General features: G+C 62.1%; 22 protein-coding genes and 5 tRNA genes. 13 read left to right on the top strand and 14 right to left on the bottom strand.

What is annotated here, in order from left to right:
- Positions 1-581: 581 nt before the first annotated feature.
- Positions 582-941, top strand: coding sequence for a hypothetical protein (locus F8A90_RS12990; RefSeq protein WP_200017408.1), 360 nt, complete (start codon positions 582-584; stop codon positions 939-941).
- Positions 942-1,180: 239 nt separating this feature from the next.
- On the opposite strand, the gene nudE is transcribed toward F8A90_RS12990, so the two are convergent.
- The gene (gene nudE / locus F8A90_RS12985) at positions 1,181-1,777 is read right to left on the bottom strand and encodes an ADP compounds hydrolase NudE (RefSeq protein WP_200020029.1); all 597 of its coding nucleotides are present in this window, start codon (positions 1,775-1,777) and stop codon (positions 1,181-1,183) included.
- A 201-nt stretch (positions 1,778-1,978) separates the two neighbouring features.
- Here nudE and yrfG point away from each other — a divergent pair, with 201 nt between their 5' ends.
- The 4 genes from yrfG (at position 1,979) to F8A90_RS12965 (ending at position 6,015) form a co-directional block, all read left to right on the top strand.
- On the top strand, positions 1,979-2,689 hold the full coding sequence (gene yrfG / locus F8A90_RS12980; RefSeq protein WP_200017407.1) for a GMP/IMP nucleotidase: 711 nt from the start codon (positions 1,979-1,981) through the stop codon (positions 2,687-2,689).
- On the top strand, positions 2,686-3,078 hold the full coding sequence (locus F8A90_RS12975; RefSeq protein ID WP_043331366.1) for an RNA-binding S4 domain-containing protein: 393 nt from the start codon (positions 2,686-2,688) through the stop codon (positions 3,076-3,078). Before yrfG ends, F8A90_RS12975 begins: the two co-directional genes overlap by 4 nt.
- 153 nt (positions 3,079-3,231) lie before the next feature.
- Complete coding sequence (hslO, locus tag F8A90_RS12970; protein ID WP_052384283.1) at positions 3,232-4,146, top strand: Hsp33 family molecular chaperone HslO; 915 nt, start codon at positions 3,232-3,234, stop codon at positions 4,144-4,146.
- 309 nt (positions 4,147-4,455) lie between these two features.
- A complete protein-coding gene (locus F8A90_RS12965) occupies positions 4,456-6,015 on the top strand; it encodes a phosphoenolpyruvate carboxykinase (RefSeq protein ID WP_166018807.1) in 1,560 nt (519 codons plus the stop codon).
- Positions 6,016-6,146: 131 nt separating this feature from the next.
- On the opposite strand, the gene F8A90_RS17715 is transcribed toward F8A90_RS12965, so the two are convergent.
- Both F8A90_RS17715 and F8A90_RS12955 read right to left on the bottom strand, forming a co-directional pair.
- A complete protein-coding gene (locus tag F8A90_RS17715) occupies positions 6,147-6,953 on the bottom strand; it encodes a lytic transglycosylase domain-containing protein (protein WP_325096921.1) in 807 nt (268 codons plus the stop codon).
- A gap of 301 nt (positions 6,954-7,254) precedes the next feature.
- Positions 7,255-8,985 (bottom strand): proline--tRNA ligase, encoded by a 1,731-nt coding sequence (locus tag F8A90_RS12955; RefSeq protein ID WP_200017405.1) that lies wholly within the window; start codon positions 8,983-8,985, stop codon positions 7,255-7,257.
- A 266-nt stretch (positions 8,986-9,251) separates the two neighbouring features.
- Here F8A90_RS12955 and F8A90_RS12950 point away from each other — a divergent pair, with 266 nt between their 5' ends.
- A complete protein-coding gene (locus F8A90_RS12950; protein WP_200017404.1) occupies positions 9,252-10,685 on the top strand; it encodes a hypothetical protein in 1,434 nt (477 codons plus the stop codon).
- Between the two features lie 44 nt (positions 10,686-10,729).
- Here the strand turns inward: F8A90_RS12950 and F8A90_RS12945 are convergent, their stop codons facing one another.
- The 8 genes from F8A90_RS12945 to uvrY form a co-directional block, all read right to left on the bottom strand.
- On the bottom strand, positions 10,730-11,182 hold the full coding sequence (locus F8A90_RS12945; RefSeq protein ID WP_200017403.1) for an STAS/SEC14 domain-containing protein: 453 nt from the start codon (positions 11,180-11,182) through the stop codon (positions 10,730-10,732).
- A gap of 83 nt (positions 11,183-11,265) precedes the next feature.
- Entirely contained in the window at positions 11,266-12,093 is an 828-nt protein-coding gene (locus F8A90_RS12940) for a formate/nitrite transporter family protein (protein ID WP_200017402.1), read from the bottom strand.
- Between the two features lie 443 nt (positions 12,094-12,536).
- A tRNA-Leu gene (locus tag F8A90_RS12935) sits at positions 12,537-12,621 on the bottom strand.
- A gap of 395 nt (positions 12,622-13,016) precedes the next feature.
- Positions 13,017-13,090: transfer RNA gene (locus F8A90_RS12930), tRNA-Cys, on the bottom strand.
- A 111-nt stretch (positions 13,091-13,201) separates the two neighbouring features.
- Positions 13,202-13,276, bottom strand: a tRNA-Gly gene (locus F8A90_RS12925).
- A gap of 157 nt (positions 13,277-13,433) precedes the next feature.
- Positions 13,434-13,982 (bottom strand): CDP-diacylglycerol--glycerol-3-phosphate 3-phosphatidyltransferase, encoded by a 549-nt coding sequence (pgsA, locus tag F8A90_RS12920; RefSeq protein ID WP_043331361.1) that lies wholly within the window; start codon positions 13,980-13,982, stop codon positions 13,434-13,436.
- Between the two features lie 226 nt (positions 13,983-14,208).
- Complete coding sequence (gene uvrC, locus F8A90_RS12915; RefSeq protein ID WP_267906747.1) at positions 14,209-16,242, bottom strand: excinuclease ABC subunit UvrC; 2,034 nt, start codon at positions 16,240-16,242, stop codon at positions 14,209-14,211.
- Between the two features lie 285 nt (positions 16,243-16,527).
- A complete protein-coding gene (gene uvrY, locus F8A90_RS12910) occupies positions 16,528-17,190 on the bottom strand; it encodes a UvrY/SirA/GacA family response regulator transcription factor (protein WP_043331360.1) in 663 nt (220 codons plus the stop codon).
- A gap of 300 nt (positions 17,191-17,490) precedes the next feature.
- Between uvrY and F8A90_RS12905 the strand changes: the two genes are divergently transcribed.
- The 3 genes from F8A90_RS12905 to F8A90_RS12895 all read left to right on the top strand — a co-directional run bounded on the left by F8A90_RS12905 (position 17,491) and on the right by F8A90_RS12895 (position 18,819).
- Positions 17,491-17,566, top strand: a tRNA-Ala gene (locus F8A90_RS12905).
- A 74-nt stretch (positions 17,567-17,640) separates the two neighbouring features.
- Positions 17,641-17,716: transfer RNA gene (locus tag F8A90_RS12900), tRNA-Ala, on the top strand.
- A 230-nt stretch (positions 17,717-17,946) separates the two neighbouring features.
- The gene (locus F8A90_RS12895; RefSeq protein ID WP_200017401.1) at positions 17,947-18,819 is read left to right on the top strand and encodes an AraC family transcriptional regulator; all 873 of its coding nucleotides are present in this window, start codon (positions 17,947-17,949) and stop codon (positions 18,817-18,819) included.
- An 87-nt stretch (positions 18,820-18,906) separates the two neighbouring features.
- Here the strand turns inward: F8A90_RS12895 and F8A90_RS12890 are convergent, their stop codons facing one another.
- Positions 18,907-19,986, bottom strand: coding sequence for an ABC transporter ATP-binding protein (locus tag F8A90_RS12890; protein ID WP_200017400.1), 1,080 nt, complete (start codon positions 19,984-19,986; stop codon positions 18,907-18,909).
- A 115-nt stretch (positions 19,987-20,101) separates the two neighbouring features.
- Complete coding sequence (gene argF, locus F8A90_RS12885) at positions 20,102-21,019, bottom strand: ornithine carbamoyltransferase (RefSeq protein ID WP_200017399.1); 918 nt, start codon at positions 21,017-21,019, stop codon at positions 20,102-20,104.
- 316 nt (positions 21,020-21,335) lie between these two features.
- Here argF and grxD point away from each other — a divergent pair, with 316 nt between their 5' ends.
- Positions 21,336-21,668, top strand: coding sequence for a Grx4 family monothiol glutaredoxin (gene grxD / locus F8A90_RS12880; RefSeq protein ID WP_166018798.1), 333 nt, complete (start codon positions 21,336-21,338; stop codon positions 21,666-21,668).
- A 112-nt stretch (positions 21,669-21,780) separates the two neighbouring features.
- Here the strand turns inward: grxD and rnt are convergent, their stop codons facing one another.
- A complete protein-coding gene (gene rnt, locus F8A90_RS12875; RefSeq protein WP_166018797.1) occupies positions 21,781-22,476 on the bottom strand; it encodes a ribonuclease T in 696 nt (231 codons plus the stop codon).
- Between the two features lie 267 nt (positions 22,477-22,743).
- Here rnt and F8A90_RS12870 point away from each other — a divergent pair, with 267 nt between their 5' ends.
- From F8A90_RS12870 to F8A90_RS12860, 3 genes are all read left to right on the top strand, one after another.
- On the top strand, positions 22,744-24,009 hold the full coding sequence (locus tag F8A90_RS12870; protein ID WP_225348161.1) for an argininosuccinate synthase: 1,266 nt from the start codon (positions 22,744-22,746) through the stop codon (positions 24,007-24,009).
- Positions 24,010-24,357: 348 nt separating this feature from the next.
- Positions 24,358-24,645, top strand: coding sequence for an HlyU family transcriptional regulator (locus tag F8A90_RS12865; protein ID WP_233593320.1), 288 nt, complete (start codon positions 24,358-24,360; stop codon positions 24,643-24,645).
- A 51-nt stretch (positions 24,646-24,696) separates the two neighbouring features.
- The gene (locus F8A90_RS12860; RefSeq protein WP_200017398.1) at positions 24,697-25,401 is read left to right on the top strand and encodes a glutathione S-transferase; all 705 of its coding nucleotides are present in this window, start codon (positions 24,697-24,699) and stop codon (positions 25,399-25,401) included.
- Positions 25,402-25,417 lie beyond the last annotated feature (16 nt).

The following is a 25,417-nucleotide window of genomic DNA, read 5'->3' as shown; positions in this document are numbered from 1 at the left end:
TGACCGCAGAAATGGGCGATGTCATGGAGTCATAGGGTTACAAAATGTTTCGTTGAGTAAAATACTGCAAGACATCTTGCGCCGCTTGACGCATGGCATCAGACAATCGGTGTGCGGCAAGCCGCCTGCTGAGCGGCCAGAAGCCCATATGGGCGCTAATTAAACGCGAGCCGATATCTCACTCTTGTATAGGAAATCGGGAAGAAAGATATTTTTCTTTCCCTTCTCAGCTTGAAAGTCTGGCCCTGTAGTTCCATATCTTTAGGCACCAGGGCGCATGTGACGCAACACGCCTCGGCAGATTGGCGCTTTCGTCAAGAGTGACACCAGCAGGTTCGGGTACAACTCTGGTGACGGTTTTGAAGATTGCTCTACAAAGTAGCCGACGCTCAAGGGTGTTTGAACCATGCGCCGCAAGGATTTGACGCAGTACCACAAGACGTCGCTGAGATAGGATGAACGCGTCTTGTGGAGCCTGGAGCTCGAGACATCCAGTCTCGGGATTCTTGAAGGCTTACCGGCAACGGCCGAGCGAATCATCTGCTCGTCTCTTGCAACAGACCGCTACTGGAGGATGGATCATGAACAAGCTGACTGCTGCACTTTTCGCGACTGCCCTGGCACTGCCGACCACTGCTGCCTATGCCGAGCACCACGAATCCAGCAACACCGGTTCCGCCAATACCGGCGCTCATTCCACCATGGTAGAAGGCGGCACTGCTGCGGGTCATGAAGATGGCAAGGTGCATGACGACGCCGAACGCAACACCGAGAGTGGCTCTGCCAACACCAAGAAGGATTCCATGATGGTGGAAGGCGGTACTGCACAGTCCGAGTCCGCCAAGCACGGCAAGGTGATGGACAAGGGCGAAGACCACATGGGCGTCAGCCCGGAATCCGGTTCGGCCAATACCGCCGATGGCAGCATGAAGACTGAATAAGCATGTCTTGACGGTCTGGTCTCGGGCCAGACCCGCAATGGATCTTGCGGTGCCTGAACGAGTTGCCAGCACGACTTGCTTGAGTGCATCGCGAGTGAAACGACAAGCCCCCGCCATTGGCGGGGGCTTGTCGTCGTAGTGAAGCATGAAAAGGCAGGGAGTTCAGGGCGGGAATGAGGTGGGCTGGGCTCTTGGATACTTGAGGCCAGTACCTGTCATCGGTGCCTGCCATCAAGCCCTTACCACCAGCGCGGGCTGTAGGTGTCTTCCCCGGCCAGCAGGCGTTCGCGTGCCATGAACAGCGCCGCGATCGCGCGTGCCTCGTGGAAGTCCTCGCGTGCCAGCAGCGCCGGCAGTTCATCGAGGCGGTGGCGCTCGACGACCAGCGGTTCCGGCTCATCCCCCGGCAGGCGCTTTTCGAACAGATCGCGCGCCAGCATCACGTTCATGCGGTGATCCATGTAGTTGGGCGCCAGGCTCAGTTCGGCCAGGGGTTCGATGTTGTGTGCGCCATAGCCACATTCTTCCATCAATTCGCGATTGGCGGCGGTCACCGGGTCCTCGCCCGGGTCGATCAGCCCCTTGGGCAGGGTCAGCACATATTGCTCAGGGCCAGCGGCATATTCGCGGATCAGCAGCACATGGTCGGGGTCGGGCATGGCGACGATCATCACCGCGCCATGACCGCCGCTCTTGAGGCGCTCGAAGCTGCGGGTGGCGCCATTGGAGAAGGTCAATTCCAGCGCTTCGACGGCGAACAGGCGCGAGCGGGCGACCTCGTGGCGTGAGTCGATCCGCGGTGGCGTCAGCGTGTGGCTGTCGCCTGCATGACTCATGGTCGGGTGAACGGTATCTGGCGCATCATCCATCGCAAGTCCTCGCGAGGCAGTGTGAGAAGAGAGAACACTGTCGCTCATCGTGGCAGGCCGCCGCGAGCGGGGCAATCACAAGCCGCCATCACCCCTCGTTGCACATGCGCGCCCGTGGGCCATGCTTTACACTATGAGGCCAAATTTCCCTCTGGCTGACAGAACCCGATGCTTGACTGGAACACTATCGACACCGTGCTGTTGGACATGGACGGCACTCTGCTTGACCTTCACTTCGACAGCCACTTCTGGCTCGAACACCTGCCCAGGCGCTATTGCGAGCTGCACCGCCTCGATGAGGCGCTGCAGGCCGATCTCAAGGCGCGCATCATCAGCGAGTCCGGCACGCTCAACTGGTACAGCCTCGATTACTGGAGCCGTGAGCTCGAGCTCGACGTCGTCGCCCTGAAGCGTGAAGTGCAGCATCTGATCGGCTATCGCCATGAGGCCGAGGACTTCCTCGCCTGGCTGCGCGATCAGCCGCAACGCGTGGTGCTGGCGACCAACGCCGACCGTCATGGCATCGATCTCAAGTTCGCGCTGACCGGCATGGGCGACTACTTCGACGCCGTGGTGTCGTCCGCGGATCTGGGCCACGCCAAGGAAGAGCAGGCCTTCTGGCACAAGCTCAACGAGATCGAGCCCTTCGATCCGGCGCGTACCCTGTTCATCGATGACAATCCCCAGGTGCTGGAAAGTGCCCACACCTATGGCATTGCCCATCTGCTGGGCGTGCGACAGCCGGATTCGAAACGCCCTGCGCGTGATTTCGAGCGTGTGCACGGCCTGGACGGCTTTGCGGAGCTGACCGAGGGTGCGGGCTCTGAGGTGGCCAATGCCGGAGCCTCGAGCGACGGGGAGGGCAAGGAGGCGTCATGAGCGATCAGGTACGTATCGACAAGTGGTTGTGGGCGGCGCGCTTCTTCAAGACGCGTGGCATGGCCAAGAAGGCCATCGAAGGCGGCAAGATCCAGTACAACGGCGGCAAGGTGAAAACCTCCAAGACCGTCGAGGTCGGCGCCGTGATCGAGGTGCCGCAGGGCTGGGATCGCCTCGTCGTCGAGGTGCTCGCCCTCAGCGACCAGCGCCGTGGCGCGCCCGAGGCCCAGAAGCTCTATCAGGAGACGCAGGAGTCCCGCGAGCGCCGTGAGCGTGAGGCCGAGACGCGTCGCCTCGGCAATCAGGGCATGACGCCTCCTCCCGGCCGTCCTGACAAGAAACAGCGTCGCAACATCCATCGCTTCCAGCGCCAGGATGCCGATAGCTGAACCAGCGCGAGTCACCGCCGGGTGCCTTGGCACCGACCGGCACAATTTCCATGCCGATGTGTGTCAGCACATCGTTGTTGGCGGCCTGACGTGGGGCGCTTGTGCGCTCTCCCTTCACGCCTGCCTTGAGGTCCCTCAATGAGCGAACACGACATGCAAGACTCCCATTCCACTGACGATGCGGCCGCGCCGAGCTTCGATCAGATCCAGCGCTTCCTGTTCGATGCCACCAACGTGCGTGGCGAGATCGTCACACTCGACAAGGCCTACGCCGAGGTGCTCGATCGTCACTCCTACCCGCAGGCCATCTCGCGCCAGCTGGGTGAGATGCTGGCGGCCGTGGCGCTGCTGACCGAGACCATCAAGCTCGATGGCACCATGACGCTGGAAGTGCGCGGTACCGGTATCGTGCGCCAGCTGATGGCCGAGTCGAACCCCGGCGGCGAGCTGCGCGCCATCGCACGCCTCAGCGATGAAGCGGTGTTGCCGACGGAAGAGTCCAGCCTGCAGGAGCTGGTTGGCCAGGGTCAGATCGTGATCACCCTCGACCCGCGTGAAGGCAAGCGCTATCAGGGCATCGTGGCCATCGATCAGGACAGCCTCGCCGGCTGCCTGGAGAGCTACTTCAGCCAGTCAGAGCAGCTGCCGACCCGGCTGTGGCTGATGGCCGATGGCAAGCGCACTGGCGGCGTGATGCTGCAGCAGCTGCCCAACGATGACGCCAACAAGGACCCGGATGCCTGGGAGCGCGTCGTGCACCTGGCCGAGACCCTCAAGGCCGAGGAGCTGCTGACGCTGGATCAGCAGGAAGTGTTGCATCGTCTCTATCACGAAGAAACCGTGCGCATCTATGAGCCCAAGGCGCTGCGTTTCGGCTGCACCTGTTCGCGCGAGCGTCTGGGCGCCGCCCTGCACAGCATCGCCGCCGACGAGTTGCGTCAGATCGTCGCCGAGCAGGGCGAGCTGGCCACCCAGTGTCACTTCTGCCATACCCGCTATTCCTTCAGTGCCGCGGAAGTGGAAGCGATCATCGAGGATCCTGACGCCGAAAGCCCCGTCGTGCATTGAGCATTTTCCGACGCGCCGACGACTGGCCACGGGGATGATGATTGTCTGACATATCGTCGTCCGTCAGACGACGGCGCCTGCGCCAAAGTGTTGCAACAATGGGCGTTTCCGCCCGACACCCTTTTTGCCATAATGCCTTGCCAGCACAGGGCCGGATGCCCTGTGCTGGTGGTATCGACGGTGTCATGGCATGCCGTCATGCGCGATCGGGCAGCAACGATCGATCACAAAATAAGCCTGTGGCATGTACCTCGGGCATCTGGCTTCAGCCATCAAGAGAGAGGGCGGCCCTGAGCCGCGGAGACGCGAATGAGCAAGCATCAAGACAGTGCGGTGACCACTCACACCAATCTCAGCAGCGCAGAGCTGATCGAGCTGGCAGTGGCTCGCGGCGAAGGACGTCTGGCCGACAACGGCGCGCTGGTCGTGGAGACGGGAGCGCGTAGCGGACGCTCCCCGAACGACCGCTTCATCGTCGACGAGCCGTCCACCTCGGACGCCATCGACTGGGGCAGCGTCAATCGCCCGTTCAGCCCGGAGCGTTTCGACGCCCTGTGGGAGCGCGTCGAGGACTATCTCGGCGAGCGCGACAGCTTCGTCTCCGAGCTGCATGTCGGTGCAGACCTCGAGCACTACCTGCCGATCCGCGTGACTACCGAGACGGCCTGGCACAACCTGTTCGCGCGTACCATGTTCGTGCGTCCGGACAGCTTCAATGCCAAGGACAAGAGCGAGTGGACCATCCTCAACGCGCCGCATTTCACCTGCGAGCCTGAGCGTGATGGCACCAACTCCGACGGCGTCGTGCTGATCAACTTCGCGCGTCGTCGCGTCCTGCTGGCGGGCATGCGTTATGCCGGTGAGATGAAGAAGGCCATGTTCTCGGTGCAGAACTTCCTGCTACCGGAAAAGGACGTGCTGCCGATGCACTGCTCCGCCAACGTCGGTGATGACGGCGAGACCACGCTGTTCTTCGGCCTGTCCGGCACCGGCAAGACCACCCTGTCCGCCGACCCGGCGCGTTACCTGATCGGTGATGACGAGCATGGCTGGGGCGAAGGCACCGTCTTCAACATCGAAGGCGGCTGCTACGCCAAGTGCATCGACCTGTCCGAGAAGAACGAGCCGGTGATCTGGAACGCGATCAAGTTCGGTGCCGTGCTGGAAAACGTGGTGCTGGATGACCGTCGTGGCGCCGATTACGGCGATGACCGTCTGAGCCAGAACTCGCGTGCCGCCTACCCGCTGGAGCACATCGAGAAGCGCGTGCCGGAAAACCGTGCCGGCGAGCCGAATGCCATCGTCTTCCTGACCTGCGACATGTCCGGCGTGTTGCCGCCGGTGTCCGTGCTCAGCAAGCAGGCTGCTGCCTATCACTTCCTGTCCGGCTACACCGCCAAGGTCGGCTCCACCGAGATGGGCTCCACCGCCGGTCTCGAAGCCACCTTCTCCACCTGCTTCGGCGCGCCGTTCTTCCCGCGTCCGGCACGTGAATACGCCGACCTGCTGATCAAGCGCATCGAGGCGTTCGGCTCACGCGTCTACCTGGTCAACACCGGCTGGACCGGTGGCTCCTACGGTGAGGGCGGCTCACGCTTCTCCATCCCGACCACGCGCGGCATCATCAGCGCGATCCAGAACGGTGCGCTGGCAGATATCGAGACGCGTCACATCGACGTGCTCAACCTGGATGTGCCGGTGCGCGTGCCGGGCGTCGACTCCAGCCTGCTCGATCCGCGTGAGACCTGGGAAGACCGCGCCGCTTACGACAGCAAGGCGCGTGACCTGTCAGCCAAGTTCGTCGAGAACTTCAAGAAGTTCGCCGGCGTGGATGAGGCGATCATCGCGGCAGGCCCGACTCTGGTCTGACGATCAGCGGGATTGATCGCAAGCGGTAAGCAAGAAGCCTCGCCCGGTGTTCCGGGCGAGGCTTTTTCGTGTCTGCTGCTTTTCTCGTCGACAGCTGCCGTCATCACCTGCTTTCGGGCGTGTCAGGGTTGTCAGGGACTGCCACCGGCGGCCAGCGAGCGGTTGGCAGGGCCGTCGAAGGTATCTTCGGCAGCGAGCGGCTCCTGGCCTTGCGCAGCGCCGGTATGTTGCTCGATACCCTCACCTTGCTCAACACCACCACTTTGTTCGAGGCCGGGCTCAGTGTTGCTGGCCTCGGTGCGGCGTGACGCACCTTCGTTGGCAGTTTTGGCAAGATCTTCGTCGGTGGTGTCGGCAAGGCCTTCGGGCGAGCGTTCGGCGACGAAGGGCGCCGGCGCTTGATACCACCAGCGGGTTGTCCAGGCACGCATCACCCGCTCCGGGTACCAGGTCTTGCCGAGGCTGCCGTTGTAGCGCGCCAGCGCATCGGTGATGTCGCCTTTCTCGCGTTTGAGATAGTGGGCAAGGATGGTGGCGCCGTAACGCAGGCTGGTGTCCTGATCGAGCAGATCGTCACTGGGCTCGCCGATCTCACGCTTCCAGAACGGCATGACCTGCATCAGGCCGCGCGCCCCGGCGTGGGAGACCGCGGTGGGTTTGAAGGCGCTCTCGACCTGGATGACGGACAGGATCAGCTCCGGTGCCAGACCTGTGCGTGTGGCTTCGCGGCGTACCTTGCGCAGCAGGTCGATACGCGCAGCTCGGTCCGGCATGTAGCGTTCCAGACGCTGCTGCATGCTCAATACCCAATGCAGGGCATCGATGGGGTCCTCGAAGGCCTCGGGCTCGGCCAGGGCTTCGCGCAGGCTGTCACGCAGCCCCGGCGACAGTCCGTGCTCGGGGATCGCGGCGGCGGCCTGCACCGGGGGGCTTGTCAATCCGGCAGACGCGGCGCCGAACGTCAACAGAACAGCGGCCAGCCACGGGCGCAGACGGCGGTGTGATGTATCTCCTTCAGCGCCTTTCACGGGCGGCACTGAAGGGGAAGTCGATGAGATGGTCATGCGCAGTCCCTGCGTATCAGTCATGGCGCCATTATGCCGTTACCGCGGCGTTGACGGTAATGGGGTGTCAAGTGAAGGCCTAAAACGAGACAGCCCGCCCCTCAAGAAGAGGGGCGGGCTGTCCTGGGTGCTGCGATGGCGTCAGCCGTGAGCGAGTGGCTCAGGCTGCTTGAGTTCAGCTAGCGCTGCGCTCGGCCAGGAAGTCCAGCAGGCTGTCGACGGCGATCATGGTCGCTTCCGCATCGGTGCGACCCTTGTACTCGTACTCGCCATTGTCGAGACCGCGATCACCGATCACCAGGCGGTGCGGAATGCCCAGCAGCTCGCCGTCGGCGAACTTGTTGCCCGGGCGCAGATCACGATCATCCAGCAGCACGTCGTAACCGGCAGCGGTCAGCTCCTGATAGACACGCTCGGCCGTCTCGCTGACACGCACGGACTTGTGAGCATTCATCGGCACGATGGCGACCTGGAAGGGCGCGATGGCTTCCGGCAGCACGATGCCGCCCTTGTCGTTGCCCTGCTCGATGGCGGCGGCGACCACGCGGGTCACGCCGATACCGTAGCAGCCCATGGACAGCGGCTGTGCCTTGCCGTTCTCGTCGAGCACGGTGGCGTTCATGGCTTCGGAGTACTTGGTGCCGAGCTGGAAGATATGACCCACCTCGATACCGCGCGCGATGTCGATCACGCCCTGGCCATCCGGCGACGGATCACCGGCGACGACGTTGCGGATGTCGGCGATTTCCGGCAGTGGCAGGTCGCGCTCCCAGTTGAGGCCGAAGTGGTGCTTGCCTTCGATGTTGGCACCGGCACCGAAATCGCTCATCAGGGCGACGCTGCGGTCGATGATGATCGGCATCTCGAGGCCGACCGGGCCGAGGGAGCCGAAGCCGGCACCGACGGCGGCACGCACTTCTTCGTCGCTGGCCATGGTCAGCGGCTCGGCGACCTGGGGCAGGTGCTCGGCCTTGATCTCGTTCAGCTCGTGGTCGCCACGCACCATCAGTGCGATCAGACCACCTTCGACGCCTTCGGCCGCCTTGACGATCAGCGTCTTGACGGTCTTCTCGATGTCCAGACCGTGCTGCTCGACCAGTGCGGCGATGGTCTTGGCGTTCGGCGTGTCGACCAGCTGCATCTCCTGGGTCGGTGCCGCGCGCTCAGGCGTCTCGCCCAGCGGTGCCGGCAGCGCTTCACACTTCTCGATGTTGGCGGCGAAATCGGAGCCAGTGGAGAAGGCGATGGCGTCTTCACCGGAGGCGGCCAGCACGTGGAATTCGTGGGAGCCGGTGCCACCGATGGAGCCGTTGTCGGCGATGACGGGACGGAAGTCGAGACCCAGGCGCGTGAAGATGCGCACGTAGGTGTCGTACATCACCTGATAGGTCTCTTTCAGGGATTCTTCGCCCAGGTGGAAGGAGTAACCATCCTTCATCACGAACTCGCGCGAGCGCATCACACCGAAGCGCGGACGAATCTCGTCGCGGAACTTGGTCTGGACCTGGTAGAAGTTGGCCGGCAGCTGCTTGTAGCTGTTCAGCTCACGACGCGCGAGGTCGGTGATGACTTCCTCGTGGGTCGGGCCGACACAGTAGTCGCGCTGGTGACGGTCAACGAGGCGCAGCAGCTCGGGGCCGTACTGCTCCCAGCGACCGGATTCCTGCCACAGCTCGGCTGGCTGCACGGCGGGCATCAGCAGCTCCTGGGCACCGGAGCGGTCCATCTCTTCACGCACGATGCGCTCGACCTTGCGCAGTGTGCGCAGGCCCAGTGGCATCCAGGTGTAGAGGCCGGAGGTCAGGCGACGGATGAAACCGGCCCGCAGCATCAGCTGGTGGCTGACGACTTCGGCGTCGGACGGGGTTTCCTTGAGAGTGGAAATCAGCAGTTGACTGGCACGCATGGGCTCAGCGATCCCTCGACTTGTCGCTTTGATCGGTACGCTTCGCAGTCGCGAAGCATGAACAGGCAGGTCTTCGGCACGCCTTTTACAGGCGCATCAACGAAGCAGACTGAGCGCATTGTACTGCCGCGAGCCTTGGAGGGGCAAAGTGCATGGCCAGACTGGAAAAATCCGCGCCGGCCTGCCGATACTGGTGACACGGGATTTCCCTTTGGAGAGGGCCGTGAACGGCTTTCTCAGGGGAGGTCTGACAAGGAGACAAGGATATGTCGTCACTCGATCAGCGCATGGGATACGCGCGTGCCAGGCATCGTTGGCCCTTGAAGGTAGGGTTGGCGTTGGTTGCATTGGGAGCGTGCCTGAGCGTTTCCCTGTGGCTGGTGAGCCTTTGCCTGCCGATCCCTTTCATCGATGAGGGAGTGCATTTCGCGCAGATTCGCCAGTTTCTCGCCGGCGACTGGAGCCAGCACCCCAAGCTGACCACCCTGACGCTATATCACGCCAGCATGGCGGTGGTGCTGATGGCGCTCCAGACGTTGGGGGAGTGGCTCAATCTTCCTCTGGCGGGTGATGCCATGGCCGGGCGCTGGCCTGAAATGCCCTCGGTGAACTGGGTGCGGGGTCTGTCTCTGCTGGGGTTCAGTGCCATGGCATTCATCGTCTGGCGGGCGCTGCCGAGCGTCTATCGGCGCCTGGACCCCATGCTCGATGAGAGCGACGCCCAGCAACAGGCGAATCGTCAGAGCTGGCAGTGGCTATGGCTGCCGATCATCTTCCCCTATCTGGCGCTGGTGTATACCGACCCGTGGATCATCGTGCTGGTCGCGCTGCAGCTCGTCGCGCTGGTGCGTGAGCGGCGTCTGGCGTTGCTGGTGTTGATCCTGGCCGGCCTCGGCTTGCGACAGGACAGCATCGTGCTGCTCGGGCTGTGGGGTGGTCTGTTGCTGTTCATGACGCATATGCAATCAGGGGCTCAGTCGCAGGCTGTCGGCATGGCGCCACCGCTGCGCTCGCCATTGCGCCAGCTCTCGGTCTGGTGGGGCCTGATCGCGCACTGGTGGTGGGTGGCCGTGATTCCGGTGACCGCCTTCATCGGGTTTGTCGTCTGGAACGGCGGCATTGCCATGGGCGATACCACCCGTCATCAGGCCGGTTGGCACACCGGCAATCTCGGCTATTACCTGGGCGTGATCGGCGTGGTGTTTCTGCCGTTGTGGTTGGCTGACTTGCCGCGCCAGTGGCATCTGCTGCGCCGTCTGTGCACCCAGGGCGACTGGCCGTGGCGAGGCTTTCTGCTGCTGGGGACGCTGGCAGGCGTGTGGGTCATGCTGGTGGTGAGCTTTGAGGTGACGCATGACTACAATTTCCAGCGCTGGACGATCCGCAATATCTGGCTGTTATGGCTCAAGGAGCACCCGGCGGGGCTGTGGGTCACCATGTTGCTGACCACCAGCATGGCGCTCTGGTGGCTGAGAGCACCGCTGCGGTTGGGGCATGGTGGCCTGTTGCTGGTAATGCTCGCCTTGATGATCTGCACGCGCGAGCTGATCGAGACGCGCTACATGCTGCCCTTGATCACGGTCTTCCAGTTGCTGCGCTGTGCAGAGCGTCCGCAAGTGGAGCGCGCGATGACGCTCTGGGCAGTGGCGATGGGGACGATGCTGCTGGCAGGATTGGTGCTGACACGCACCCTGCCATGAGACGCGGGCAGGGTGCTTTGGTGGTTCACTCAGTGGCGGGTGCTTCAGACCTGCTGGCGTTTCGCAGCTGGGGGCTGGGTGTCACCGCCAGTGGGGCGGCTATCAATGCCATCACCGATACCAGAGCCACCGCGTGGTGGTTCGGCAACCCAGGCATAGGCGGCCTCGCGCTCGTCGGGCGAAAAGTGGCGAACCTCGATGGAGCGCACCAGGTGCTTGCTGAACTCGGTGACATGGCGCAGCCAGTCTGCCTTGCTGATGATGGCTTCGCGCTCGAAGTCTCCCAGGTGGCGCAGGGCATAGCCGATGTCATTGAGCAGGGCGGCCGGAGTGATCAACCCGAAGCGCTCGATTTCCACCAGCAGCGAGATGCGATCGTGACGTGCCAGGCGTTCGTCGCATTCCTTGATGACGGGAGTGAGTGCTGCCTGGTCGATACTGCCGTCCAGATGTAATGCCACAACATGATCGGCGGGGCTCTTGAGCAATGTCAGCATGATGGGCTCCTGGCGATGGATGAAGGGAGAGCGATACTCCTTCGCTACAATCCAGTGTGGCTGTCTATTGCGATATCAGCCAGTCAGGCATTGCGCTGCGGGCGCAAGCCATACCATAGCGGCAGGGCGACCAGCAGGCTGCCACCCAGCAGGTTGCCGATGCCGGCGGGTATGATGTTCCAGCGCATGGCATCCCACCAGCCGGGACCTGCCCCTGTCGGCATGATCATCGAGAAATAGGCCATGTTGGCCGGGCTGTGCTGGAAGTTGCCCGCCACGAACAGGCTGACGGCCAGTACGATGGGCACGAACTTGTCGATGATGGTGCGCCCCATCACGGCCAGAAACGCTGCCATGCCGACCATCCAGTTGCCCAGCATTCCCGACAGTACCAATGAGAACCAGCCTTCGGCGCCACCTACCTGCTGATAGTGCATCTTCTTGGCCACCACGCTTTCCAGCAGCTGGTAATGCTCCGGGGAGTAGACCTGTGCCAGCGAGATGACCCATCCGGTCAGCAGTGTGCCGATCAGGTTGCCGATCCAGGCCAGCACCCAGAACTTGAGGCCGCGACGCAGCATGTCACTTCGCGAGCAGTTGAGCGCACTTACCGGCAGGATGACATTGGCTTCAGTGAACAGGGCGGCACCGGTCAGGATGACGAGAAAGAAGCCCACCGAGAAGCCGACGCCCTGCAGCAGCAATTGCAGGCCATGCGTCTCGACACCTGTGGAAAGCAGGATCGAGAACAGTGCCCCCATGGTGATGAAGGCACCCCCCAGGATCGCCAATACCAGTATCCGTGGTGCCGAGAGGGTGTGAATGTGTTCGCATGCCTCGCGACAGATTTCCTGTGCCACATCATGTGATGCGATGAATTGGGCGGCAGGGCGGGGTGAGTCACTGGGCATGGGCAGTCCTTTTGATGATCTGCTGTGGATGAGCTGCTGCGGAGGGTCTGGCTCTGATGATCTGTCTCTGGTGGCCTGTCTTTGATGGCAGGGGAGCAGCAGCAGAACACGAGGTCACCATGCCAGGTTCTGATTCAGCAAAGCTTAGACCTTGGGGTAAAGGCGGATAATTCAATCAAGGTGTCTTGAGAGTCGCCAGATTCGAGACCAGAGCCAGGGCCGGGGACAACGCATGTGAAGAAAGCCAGCGGTGACAGATTGTGGAGTGGATCTGTGGAGATGATCTGTAGAGAGGGCTTGTAGAGAGGGCTTGTAGAGAGGGGCTGTAGAAATAGCAGTCAGTACTGGTGAATATCAGTCCCTCCGACGTTTTATCAGACATGAAAAAGCGCCGCCCCTCGTGAGAGGAGCGGCGCTTTTGAATTCAGTAGTGATCTTGCATCTGGTACGGCCAGCCGGACTCGAACCGGCACGCCCGAAGGCAGGAGATTTTAAGTCTCCGGTGTCTACCGATTCCACCATGGCCGCGCAGACTGGCGGGTAATCTATCATATTTCAGATCAAGGTCAACTTTAATGCACGTGAAGTGATGTTTGTCGCATGATTCAACTGATTGTTATGCAAAAGGTTTGTGGTGATATCGCTATGGTGGGACAGCTAGGGATGAGGTGCGAAATACCCGGACTGTCGTTCAGGCAATGTAAGCCCTCGTCTTGGAAGCCATCGTCGTGCAAGCAGCAATGTCGACATCAGCAATGAAGCGCTAGCGTAAAAGTGACAGAGAGAAATGGTGAGGAGCGAAAAAATCGAAACAGGAAATGACGAACGGTGAAACAGGATAGAGAAGAGAAGTTCTGACGACCTGAGGGGGTAGGTGTCATAACCATTCCAGAAGGAAACAGGGGATGTTTCGGTATCTGAAATGGAGGCTGGAGTCGGAATCGAACCGGCGTACACGGAGTTGCAGTCCGCTGCATGACCACTCTGCCATCCAGCCTCAATGATCGAGATGTCAGTCGAAACTGATGTCTGATCCGAGGAGTATCCACTGATGCTGCTGTAGATACATGAGTCAGTAAATCAGGTGAAGTTGCGCTACCTGTGTTACTGGAGCGGGAAACGAGATTCGAACTCGCGACCCCAACCTTGGCAAGGTTGTGCTCTACCACTGAGCTATTCCCGCTGAACTCGAGGTCGAATTATACGGATAATTCCCATGCTGTCAAACAGTTAATGAAAAATTGTCTCGCGAGTCAGGTCGCTGGAAACGAAAACGCCCACCGGCCTGAGGGGCGGTGGGCGTTGAGGCATTCGCAGCGTCTCGTGGCTGAATGGCGGGGTCAGACCGAGCGCACCAGTTCCGGCCAGGCGGCGCGCAGGTAGCTGATCATCGACCACAGCGTCAGCGCTGCCGAGATATAAAGCAGGGCCAGGCCGGCATCCCCCCCGACACTGCCCGGAGCGAAGAACAGCAGCATGAACAGGGCCAGCATCTGGGCGGCCGTCTTCAGCTTGCCGACCCAGGACACCGCGACGCTGCCGCGCTTGCCGATCTCGGCCATCCACTCACGCAGCGCCGAGATGACGATCTCGCGACCGATGATGACCAGGCTCGGGATGGTCATCCACAGGCTGTCGTAGCGTTCGATCAGCAGGCCCAGTGCCACCGCGACCATCAGCTTGTCGGCGACGGGGTCCAGGAAGGCGCCGAAGGGCGTGGTCTGATTCCACAGTCGGGCCAGATAGCCATCGAACCAGTCGGTGATGGCGGCCAGTGCGAAGAGCAGCGCCGTCAACGGCAGGCTCCATGCATAAGGCAGGTAGAAACATACCACCAGCAGCGGAATGAACAGGATGCGGATCAGAGTCAGGATATTGGGGATGCTCATCGTGACGGCACGAGTCCTTGCATGAAGCGTAGGTGGCTGGGCGCAATCGAGGGCGAGTCGAGCCCCTGAAGAAAGCCGATCGATCGGCGCCGCACAAGTCGTCTATTCTAGCCTGCCGGCGACGCATTCAGCCATGCCAAACGGCAGGTTATTCAAGCCAACGCTCTGTCACTCTTCCTTGAGCGTTGAGTCGATGGTGCCAGAGGCAGCCATGTCGTGCACGGGGTCAGCCATGCAGCGCTTGATGGATCAGCTCGGCGAGCGATTCGCTGATGCCGGGCACACGCGCCAGTTCCGGTTTGGAAGCCTGTTTCACCCCCTGCAGGCCGCCGAAGAACTTGAGCAGCTCGCGGCGCCGTTTGGGGCCGACTCCCGCGATGCCCTCCAGGCTTGAGGTACGCCGCGCCTTGTCACGCTTGGCGCGGTGACCGGCGATGGCGAAGCGGTGCGATTCATCGCGGACATGCTGGATCAAGTGCAGCGCCGGTGAGTGGCTGTCGAGGTCCAGGGTGTCATGTACCGTCTCGATGAACAGCGTCTCGAGACCCGCCTTGCGCGTGGTGCCCTTGGCTACCCCGAGCAGGATGATATCGGTCACCCCGAGTGACTCGAACACCCCGCGTGCCATGTTGAGCTGCCCCTTGCCGCCATCGACCAGCAGGATATCCGGGCGTTTGCCTTCGCCTTCCTGCAGGCGCTTGAAGCGCCGCGTCAGTGCCTGTTGCATGGCGGCGTAGTCATCGCCGGCCGTCACGCCTTCGATATTGAAGCGCCGGTAATCCGACTTGATCGGACCGTCATGATCGAAGACCACGCAGCTGGCCACGGTCGCCTCGCCATGACTGTGGGAGATGTCGAAGCATTCCAGGCGCTTGGGCACCTCATCGAGTCCCAGCGCGTCGCGCAGCGACAGGAAGCGGTTGGACAGCTGCTGGCGGCTGGCCAGCTGGGTGGCCAGATGTTGCTCGGCGTTGGTCTGCGCCAGTGTCAGCCACTGGGCGCGATGGCCACGCACCTGATGCGCGACCCGTACCCGGCGTTCGGCCTTCTCGCTCAAGGCGCCTTCCAGCAGATTGGCGTCTTCGAGGGCCAGCGAGGTCAGCACCTCATCGGGCATCTCCCTGTCCTGGCCGAGGTAGTACTGGCTGACGAAGCCGGTCAGCAGCTCGGTGCTGGTCAGGTCCAGACCATTGCCGGGCGAGAAGTGGCGCGCGCCGAGCATGCGACCCTGACGGACCGAGACCACGCTGATGCAGAGTCCGCCGGGGCGCTCGGCCAGTGCCAGAATGTCCGCGTTGCCGGTACCGGTATCAACGTATTGCTTCTCTTGCATGCGGCGCAGCTGGGCGACCTGATCACGCAGGCGGGCCGCTTCCTCGAATTCCAGCCGCATGGCCGCGTCTTCCATCGCCTGGCTGAGCTCATCGGTGACCTTGTCGCTCTGGCCGTTCAGGCACATCACCGCATGTTCCATGTCGCGGCGATAATCCTGCTTGCTGATGTAGTCGACACACGGCGCGGTGCAGCGGTTGATCTGATATTGCAGGCACGGGCGCTCGCGGTGGGCGAACACCGAATCCTCGCAATTGCGCAGGCGGAAGATCTTCTGCATCAGGGTCAGTGATTCGCGCACCGCGACGCTGCTCGGGTAGGGGCCGAAGTAGCGTCCGTCATTGCGCTTGTGGCGCACGCGCTTGAACTCCAGCGCCGGGTAGTCGTGATGCTGGCTGATGAAGACGTAAGGGTAGGACTTGTCGTCGCGCAGCAGGATGTTGTAGGGCGGGCGCAGCTCCTTGATCAGGGTCTGCTCCAGCAGCAGGGCCTCGGTCTCGCTGCGCGTGATGGTGACCTGCACATCGGCAATGCGCCCGACCAGCGCCTGGGTCTTGGCATTCAGTCCGGTATTGCGAAAATAGCTGGAGAGGCGCGCCTTGAGGCGCTTGGCCTTGCCCACGTACAGCACGTCACCTGCGCTATCCAGCATCCGGTAGATACCGGGCGCGTCGCTGACATGCTTGAGGAAATGGCGGGCATCGAAGCCGGTTGCCTCGCCGCCCGCGAGAAGATCACTGCTCGCGTCGCTGGTGATCAGGCGGCTGGAGACACGCGCGGCGTCGCGGCGTGCGCGGCTATCAGCCTGCGCACTCGCTGAGGAGGCAGGTTGGGCATCAGGCTGGCTGGCGGTGTCTGCCGGCTCCTCATTCTCGGGCGATTGAGAAGTGGTGTCCGTCATCGTGGGGTCAGTGTGCTGCTTGGCCATGAGGTTCCTCATCCAGAGATGCCTCGAGTCTATCAAACAAGGGCGATTGCTCGCAGGCATGGGGGCAACAGGGCCATGCTGCAATGCCTGCTGTCATGACCGGCGCCGGTCAGGACGTGCCATTCAAGAACGCCTCAGGCAGAAATGCCTCAGACAGAAACGCCTCATGCAACGACGCCACCCGGGGAAGGTGGCGTCGTTGCATGAGGCGTTGTCGGCGCTGCTCGGAAGTGTCACGAGCAGCGCGGGCCTGCAGTGTGTGACGGGCTGGCAAGGTGTGCTTGCTCAGGCCTCGTCAGGACGATCCAGCACGTAGTCATCCAGCAACTGGTGACGCATGGCCAGATGCGTCATCTCCACATCGCTGGTCACGCCAAGCTTGTCGAAGATGCGGTAGCGGTAGGTATTGACCGTCTTCGGGCTCAGGTGCAGGCGGTCCGAGATCTCGCTGACGCGATGGCAATTGACGATCATCGTCGCCACCTGCAGTTCTCGGCTCGACAGCTGATCGAAGGGATTGCTGCGCTGGGTGTCCATGCCCGAGAACACCAGGCGCTGGGCGATTTCCGGGGAAAGATAGCGTTCGCCAGCGGCCACCTGATGGATGGCGCGAATCATCTCGTCAAAGGGCGTGCCCTTGGAGATGAAGCCGAAGGCTCCCGCTTCCAGCAGGCGTTTGGCGAAGGACTCTTCCAGGTAGGCGGTCAGCACGATGACTCTGACGTCGGGCAGGCTGCGCACGATCTTCTGCGTGGCTTCCAGGCCATCGACGCCGGGCATGCGAATGTCCATGAGCACGATATCCGGGCTGTGCTCACGGCAGAGTTTGATCGCGGTTTCGCCATCCGAGGCTTCTGCAATCACCTTGAGCCCATCCTCTAGCTCAATGGTACGGACGATGCTGGTACGCACCAGGTGGTGGTCGTCAGCGACAAGAACCTTGATCAAGGCGGCTCCAGTAAAGATGTCAACAAGCAGTGAAATGAATGCGGGATCCAATGTACCCATTGGGCAAGGGCTTGTCGATGCCCTGTCATCCAGTGCGTCGCGTTCAGGATAACCACTACTGATATAGTGCTAGCGTGTTTCCTGCTCCCTGTGATTGGCCGTGAGTCGGTCAGCGAGTCCCTTCGCAGAACAGTGCCTCGCGATGTGATCCTGAGACTTCATGCGCTCCACAAAGCGCAGCAAAAATAAGAGGTTGACGACGTATTCGTCGCTCTGTAACATGCGCTCCATCGTGAAGACGGGGCCTTAGCTCAGCTGGGAGAGCGCAACACTGGCAGTGTTGAGGTCAGCGGTTCGATCCCGCTAGGCTCCACCATGATTCACGACAAGTCTGTCTCGGTTTCACGTGTTTCTTGCCTGCAAGTGACATGCGAAATGACAGTCTGATTCGGGGCCTTAGCTCAGCTGGGAGAGCGCAACACTGGCAGTGTTGAGGTCAGCGGTTCGATCCCGCTAGGCTCCACCAGAATTCTTGAAAAAGCGGTCATCCTTCGGGGTGGCCGTTTTTTTGTGCTTGGCTTTCCGCTCGTCCCTGTCAATTTCACCCATATAGCTGCCAGTGTTCGGGTCTGCCAATGCTGAGGGAGATGGGCAAGAAATCTCACCCAGGCTCATGATTGGCTGAAATGTCTGAAAATAATTGCCTGATCATCTCAATGGATTGATGAGAGGCAGGCTTGGCGCTAGATTGGCGACATGAGCAGACAAGAGATCACACGCCTCGTGGCGAGCCTCGCCCACGAGGAAGGCATTCGAGAGACCGCAGTGAAGGGCGTGCAGCTCTTTCGCATGACGGAGCCCGTGCGCTGCGCGCCGGCCATCTATGAGCCCGCCGTGGTGGTGATCGTCAGCGGTGCCAAGGAGGCGATACTGGACGGCGAGCGGCATGTCTATGACAGCCGCCAGTATCTGTGCTGTCCCATCTCGATGCCGGTCGAGGCGGGCGCCCCCATGGCGTCGCCAGAGACACCGCTATTGGGCGTCTACCTCTCGCTGGACACGCGGGTGATGACGGAGCTTGCCATCGAGATGGAAAGCGCCGCGGGGCTTGTGCACAAGCCGGGCAGGGGTCCGCTACCGCCGGGGCTTGCTCTGGCGCATTGGGACGCCGCCTTCAGCGATGCCTTGTTGCGACTGCTGCAGGTGGCACAGAGTCCCGCCGAGGCGGCGATATTGGGAGAAGGGCGGCTGCGGGAGCTTTACTACGCCGTCCTGAAGGGCGAGGCGGGGGAGTCGGCGCGGCGCGCCTTCGGCGTGGGCAATGAGATCGCGCGGGTAATCGATTACCTCTCCAGCCGCCTGGATGAGCCGGTCAGCATTGACGACATGGCCGGGCGGGTCGGCATGAGCCGCGCCGTCTTCCACCGCAAGTTCAAGCAGGCGACCACGATGTCGCCGATCCAGTTCGTGAAGTCCATGCGCCTCAATACCGCCGCCATGCAGATCGCCACTGGCAAGACCGTCAGCGAGGCGGCCATGGCCGTGGGCTATGTCAGCTCCTCGCAATTCAGTCGCGAATTCAAGCGTCTGTACGGGCAGTCGCCCAAGCAATGGAGTCAGTTCAAATAGCGACACGCCACGAGCGGGCCATGAAAAAACGGCCATCCGAAAGGAGGCCGTTTTTTCATGGCTGGCGATCATCCTGCGCGTGGGGCGCTAGAGCACCGCTTCACTCTCCTCGACACGCTCGAAGAGGATCAGATGGTCGGCCTGGATGCGCAGCATGACCTGCTCGCCGGGCTGATAGTCGTGATGGCTGTTGAAGGCCGCCTCGACTTCCCGCCCGGAAGGCAGCGCCAGCCGGTAGAGGGTGCTGGTACCGGCGAAGGTCGCGCTGAGCACACGCGCCTTGAGGTCGGTGGCTTCCGAATCTCCTTCGGCCAACACCAGGTCATCCGGGCGCAGCAGCACATCCACCGGCGTGTCGGGTGCATACGGATAGGCACGGTTGCCGCGAATCACGCCCAGCTCCGTGCTCACGCATTCGTTGTCCTTCAGCGTACCGGGGATGAAATAGCCCTGGCCGATGAAGTTGGCGACGAAGCGCGTGGCGGGTTCGTGATACAGATTGAACGGCGTGTCCCACTGCTGCAGATGACCGCCGTGGATCACACCGATCTGGTCGGCCATCGCGAAAGCCTCATTCTGATCATGGGTGACCAGCACCGCGCTGATGCCGAGGTGCTTGAGAATCCGCCGCACCTCCTGGCTCAGCTGACGACGCAGCTCCACGTCCAGATTCGAGAACGGCTCATCGAGCAGCAGAATGCGCGGCTCCGGTGCCAGCGCACGTGCCAGGGCCACGCGCTGCTGCTGGCCACCGGACAGCTCATGCGGGAAGCGCTCGCCGAGATGGGCGAGGCCGACCAGCGTCAGCAGCTCCGTCACCTTGTCATTGCGCGCTTCGCGGCTCATGCGGCGCACGCCGAAGGCCACGTTGTCCGCCACGCTCAGATGGGGAAACAGCGCGTAATCCTGAAAGACCATGCCGACATGGCGCTGCTCCGGTGCGGTCAGATGAGTCGCGCTGGACAGCACCTCGCCTTCGAGACGAATCTCGCCCACCGCGACCGGTTCGAAGCCGGCAATCGCGCGCAGCAGCGTAGTCTTGCCGCAGCCGGATGGGCCGAGCAGGCAGGCAATGTCACCCTTGTTGAGGGAGAAATTGATGTCGCGGGTCACGACGGTGGTGTCGTAGCGACATTCCAGCGAATCGATCTGAAGGAGCGGTTGCATGATGGCAGGTCAGTCCGGATGGCGATGAAGGCAGCGGAGCAGAGGAGTGTCCGTCTCGCTTGGGCATACGCGTGCGCCGCCTGCGTGGATGCAGGCGGCGCCAGGCAGGACGATCTCAGTCCTGACGACCCAGCATCAGGAACTCGAGCAGTGCCTTCTGGGCGTGCAGGCGGTTGCCTGCTTCCTGCCAGACGACGGCGCGCGGGTCATCCAGCAGACCCATGCTGATCTCTTCGCCGCGGTGTGCCGGCAGGCAATGCAGGAAGATGACGTCGTCGGCGGCCTTGTCGAGCATGGCTTCATCGACCTGGAAACCGGCGAAGTCGGCTTCACGCTTGAGCTGCTCTTCTTCCTGGCCCATGGAGGCCCAGACATCGGTGGTCACCAGGTCGGCACCCTTGACCGCTTCCTGCGGATCACGATGGATGCTGACGCGCTGGCCAGCCGCCGCGACGATCTCGCTGTCCGGCTCGTAGCCTTCCGGGCAGCAGATGCGCAGAGTGAAATCGAACTGACGCGCGGCGTTGATCCAGGAATGGCACATGTTGTTGCCATCGCCGATCCAGACCGCTGTCTTGCCCTTCACGGAGCCGCGGCATTCGGTCCAGGTCATCACGTCGGCCAGCAGCTGGCACGGATGATAGTCATCGGTCAGTGCATTGATGACCGGCACGCTGGAGGCGTCGGCGAAGGCTTCGATGTCGGAGTGGGCGAAGGTGCGGATCATCACGCCATCGACCATCTCGGAGAGTACGCGCGCGGTGTCGCCGATCGGCTCGCCACGGCCCAGCTGGGTGTCGCGCGGCGACAGGAACAGCGCATGGCCACCGAACTGGGCCATGGCCGTCTCGAAGGACACGCGGGTACGCGTGGAGGACTTCTCGAAGATCATCGCCAGGGTGCGGTTGGCGAACGGCGTATAGACCGGACCTTCCTTCTTCAGCCCATCCTTGATGGTGATGGCGCGCTGGATGAGGTAGTCGAGTTCTTCCGGAGAAAGGTCAAGCAGGGTCAGAAAGTGCCGGGTGGCCATCGAGCGGGCTCCTGTCAGGGTCTCGGGCAGCGCCATCGAAAAGGGCGCCATGCGTCGGAGGGAAGGAAGTCGCCGACGATCACGGCGCCCGGATGGCGCTGCCTGTCAAAAGAGCCATCCTAGCCAGCTCGGCACGAGCGTGCAACGCTCACGCCGTTATCAAGGCGGCCATGGCGCGCGCTGCAGGGCCGATGCGCGCTGCTGCAGACAGCAATCCACAACTCGGGCACTATCGGGGGCTGAATTCATGGCTTACCCCCAGTAGAATGAGGGAATGACACTCACGGGCCTTGCGCCCACCGTCCGAGGATTGCACATGAGCACTACCATCGAATCGATCGAAAAGCAGATTGGCGAGAACCCGATCCTCCTGTACATGAAGGGCACTCCGCAGCTGCCGCAGTGCGGTTTCTCTGCGCAGACCGTGCAGGCCGTCATGTCCTGCGGCGAGCGTTTCGCCTTCGTCAACATTCTCGACAACCCGGACATCCGCGCCGAGCTGCCGAAATACGCCAACTGGCCGACCTTCCCGCAGCTGTGGGTCAACGGCGAACTGGTCGGCGGTTGCGACATCGTGGTCGAGATGTACCAGAACGGCGAACTGGAGCCGCTGATCAAGCAGGCCGCTCAGGAAGCGTCAGCCGAGTGATCGGTATCTTCTGATCGGAGTCGATTTGACCCGAACAATTCCGTTCAGAAAAAACGCCCCCGCAGCCTGGCTGCGGGGGCGTTTTCGTGTCTGACAGTCAGAAATCCGTCAGTCAGGGCGCAGGCGTATCGAGCGAGGCCGGCACTTCATCATTCATGCCCTGTTCCTTCATCGCCAGGTCCCAGCCGCCCAGGTCCTTGAAGCGGTTGACCATCGCGCAGAACAGCTCCGCGGTGCGTTCGGTGTCATAACGCGCCGAGTGGGCGGAGGCGTTGTCGAACTCGATGCCGGCGGCGCGGCAGGCGCGCGCCAGTACCGTCTGGCCATAGACCAGCCCCGCAAGCGAAGCGGTATCGAAGCACGAGAACGGGTGGAACGGATTGCGCTTGATACCGCAACGCTCGACCGCCGCGTTCAGGAAGCCCTGATCGAAGGCCGCATTGTGGCCGACCAGCACCGCACGTGTGCAGCCGTGCGCCTTGATGGCCTTGCGCACCGGGCTGAAGATCTCGCCCAGCGCCTGATTCTCGGCCACCGCGACCTGCTTGCGCACCGGGTTGTCGAGATCGATCCCGGTGAAATCCAGTGCCGACTGTTCGATGTTGGCGCCCTCGAAGGGGGCCACGTGGAAGGCATAGGTCGCATCCGGCACCATGTTGCCATCGTCGTCCATGGTCAGCGTGACGGCAGCGATCTCGAGCAGTGCATCACCGGCGGCATTGAAACCACCCGTCTCGAGGTCGACCACCACTGGCAGAAAGCCACGGAAGCGCTGTGCCATCTGTGTGCGCTCGCTCGCCTGGGTCATCAAGATCTCCAATCCCGTCATAGCATCTCGTGCTGCGCCGTGCATATTGCCGACGCTCAAGGTGGCCAATTGTAGCAGGGCGAAAAGGGCGCGTCGCGGCGCTGGCCGCGTGCCGGGGTGTCTCTGGCCCTCCTGGCAGTATCGGTGAGGTGCCAGCCTCGCTATAATCGGCGTCACATCGTGATTCGGGTAGATGAGCGGCTGCGCTTGCGCGGCCTTCGCTCGTCTGGACCGGGCGATCCAACCCCACCTGCGGCCACGGTGTTCATCAGTGGTACGCGGGAACTACAAGCATCAACTCAGGAGTCAAGCATGTCCGACGTGCAAAAGGTCGTTCTCGCCTACTCCGGCGGCCTGGACACTTCAGTCATCGTCAAGTGGCTGCAGGAAACCTACAACTGTGAAGTCGTGACTTTCACAGCTGACCTCGGTCAGGGCGAGGAAGTCGAGCCGGCGCGTGCCAAGGCAGAAGCCCTCGGCGTGAAGGAGATCTACATCGAAGACCTGCGCGAGACCTTCGTCCGCGATTACGTCTTCCCGATGTTCCGTGCCAACGCCATCTATGAAGGCGAGTACCTGCTGGGCACCTCCATCGCACGTCCGCTGATCGCGCGTCGTCTGGTCGAGATCGCCAACGAGACCGGCGCCGACGCCATCTCTCACGGCGCGACCGGCAAGGGCAACGACCAGGTGCGTTTCGAGCTGGGCGCCTACGCGCTGAAGCCGGGCATCCAGGTCATCGCGCCGTGGCGTGAGTGGGACCTGAACTCCCGCGAGAAGTTGATGGAATACTGCGAGCAGCACGGTATCGAAGTCGACTACGCCAAGAACAAGAAGAAGTCTCCGTACTCCATGGACGCGAACCTTCTGCACATCTCCTATGAAGGTGGCGTGCTGGAAGACCCGTGGACCGAGTGCGAAGAAGAGATGTGGCGCTGGAGCGTCAGCCCGGAGCAGGCGCCGAATGACGCGACCTACATCGATCTGACCTACACCAAGGGCGACATCACTGCCATCGACGGCAAGGAAATGGCCGCTCACGAAGTGCTCGAGTACCTGAACAAAGTCGGCGGCGCCAACGGCATCGGCCGTCTCGACATCGTCGAGAACCGTTACGTCGGCATGAAGTCGCGTGGCTGCTACGAAACACCGGGCGGCACCATCATGATGCGTGCTCACCGTGCCATCGAATCCATCACTCTGGACCGTGAAGCGGCTCACCTGAAGGACGAGATGATGCCGAAGTACGCCGAGCTGGTGTACAACGGCTACTGGTGGAGCCCGGAGCGTCGCATGCTGCAGGCGGCCATCGATGAGTCCCAGAAGGTCGTCAACGGCGTCGTGCGTCTCAAGCTCTACAAGGGCAACGTGATCGTCGTCGGCCGTCAGTCCGAAGACTCGCTGTTCGACGCCTCCATCGCGACCTTCGAAGACGATGCGGGCGCCTACGACCAGAAAGATGCTGCCGGCTTCATCAAGCTGAACTCCCTGCGCCTGCGTATCGCGGCCAGCAAGGGACGTGGCATCGAGTAATCTCTGATCCGATAGCCTGATCTCGGAACACCATGACGCCGGCCCCTGCTGCAGCCATTCGCTGCCATAGGGGTCGGCGTCGTGCTATCCGGCTGTCTGTGCCACGTTGTCAGGCTGTCGATGTCGCGCTGTCCGGCTGCGGATGCCGCGCTGTCGCCGGCCGGAGCCGGGCGCGCTTTCGTCTGATGAGGTGCTGATCATCCAGGGCACGCATGACGCTCAGGGACGTTGCTGGGCGCTTTTCTCCCCCGTGGGTGCATGCGATGCTGACAGAAGCCCCTTTTCATTGTCATTTCTGCACGTAGATCGCCGGCGACCGTCATGGCGGCCGGCCAAGGAAGATGTCTCATGCTGGGTATGCTGAAGAAACTGTTTGCCGCAGGCGAGCCTGCGCCGGTCAAGGAGCCGGAAGCCACCGAATACAAGGGCTATCTGATCGTGGCGATGCCGCAGAAGCACGATGGTCAATACCGGGTGTCGGGCGTGATTCGCAAGCCGGTGGAAGACGGCGAGATGCTGGAGCACCGTTTCGAGCGCTCCGACACCGTGCCGGGCGAAGAGGGCGCCGTGGAGCTGACCCTGCTCAAGGCAAAGCGCACCATCGATGACCTGGGTGACAGCATCTTCGAGCGCTGACCGCCCCGGAGCTGACCGCTGCGTATTGCCCCCACCTTCAGGAGCACGCTCATGATCACGGTTCACCATCTGGAAAACTCGCGCTCGCAGCGCATCCTGTGGCTGCTGGAAGAGTTGAATCTTGAATACCGTCTGCAGACCTATGCCCGCGACAGCAACAGCATGCGCGCGCCCAAGGCGCTGAAGGAGATTCACCCGCTGGGCAAGGCGCCGATCATCACCGACACCACGCTGGCGGGAGAGAACGCCGAGCCGGTGGTGGTCGCCGAGTCCGGCGCCATCATCGAATACCTGATCGATCTGTACGCCGGCCAGGGCAGCGGCAGCACTGCCCATCTGCGCCCGCCCGCCGGCAGCCAGGCCGAGCGTGACTATCGCTTCTGGCTGCACTTCGCCGAAGGCTCCGCGATGCTGCCGCTGATGCTCAGGCTGGTATTCTCGCGCCTCGACAAGCCGCCGGTGCCGTGGCTGGTGCGCCCGATCGCACGCAAGCTTGCCAAGGGGGTCAACGACCGCTTCATCAGCCCGGAGATCAAGGCGCATCTCGTCTACATGGATACCTGTCTCGAGCATCGCCAGTGGCTTGCCGGTGACTCGCTGACCGGTGCCGATATCCAGATGAGCTTCCCGATCCAGGCGCTCGATGCGCGCCAGGGGCTCAAGAATCATCCGAATATCCAGGAATGGCTGGCGCGTATCCGTCAGCGCGAGGCCTTTCAGCGTGCCGTGGCCAAGGGTGGCGAGCTGGCACTCTGACGCGCTTATGCTTTTG

It is taken from the genome of Cobetia sp. cqz5-12, from assembly GCF_016495405.1.
In the GTDB taxonomy this organism is placed as follows: domain Bacteria; phylum Pseudomonadota; class Gammaproteobacteria; order Pseudomonadales; family Halomonadaceae; genus Cobetia.
Note: the sequence above shows the minus strand (reverse complement) of the source record. Positions and strands in the feature narration are given on the sequence as shown.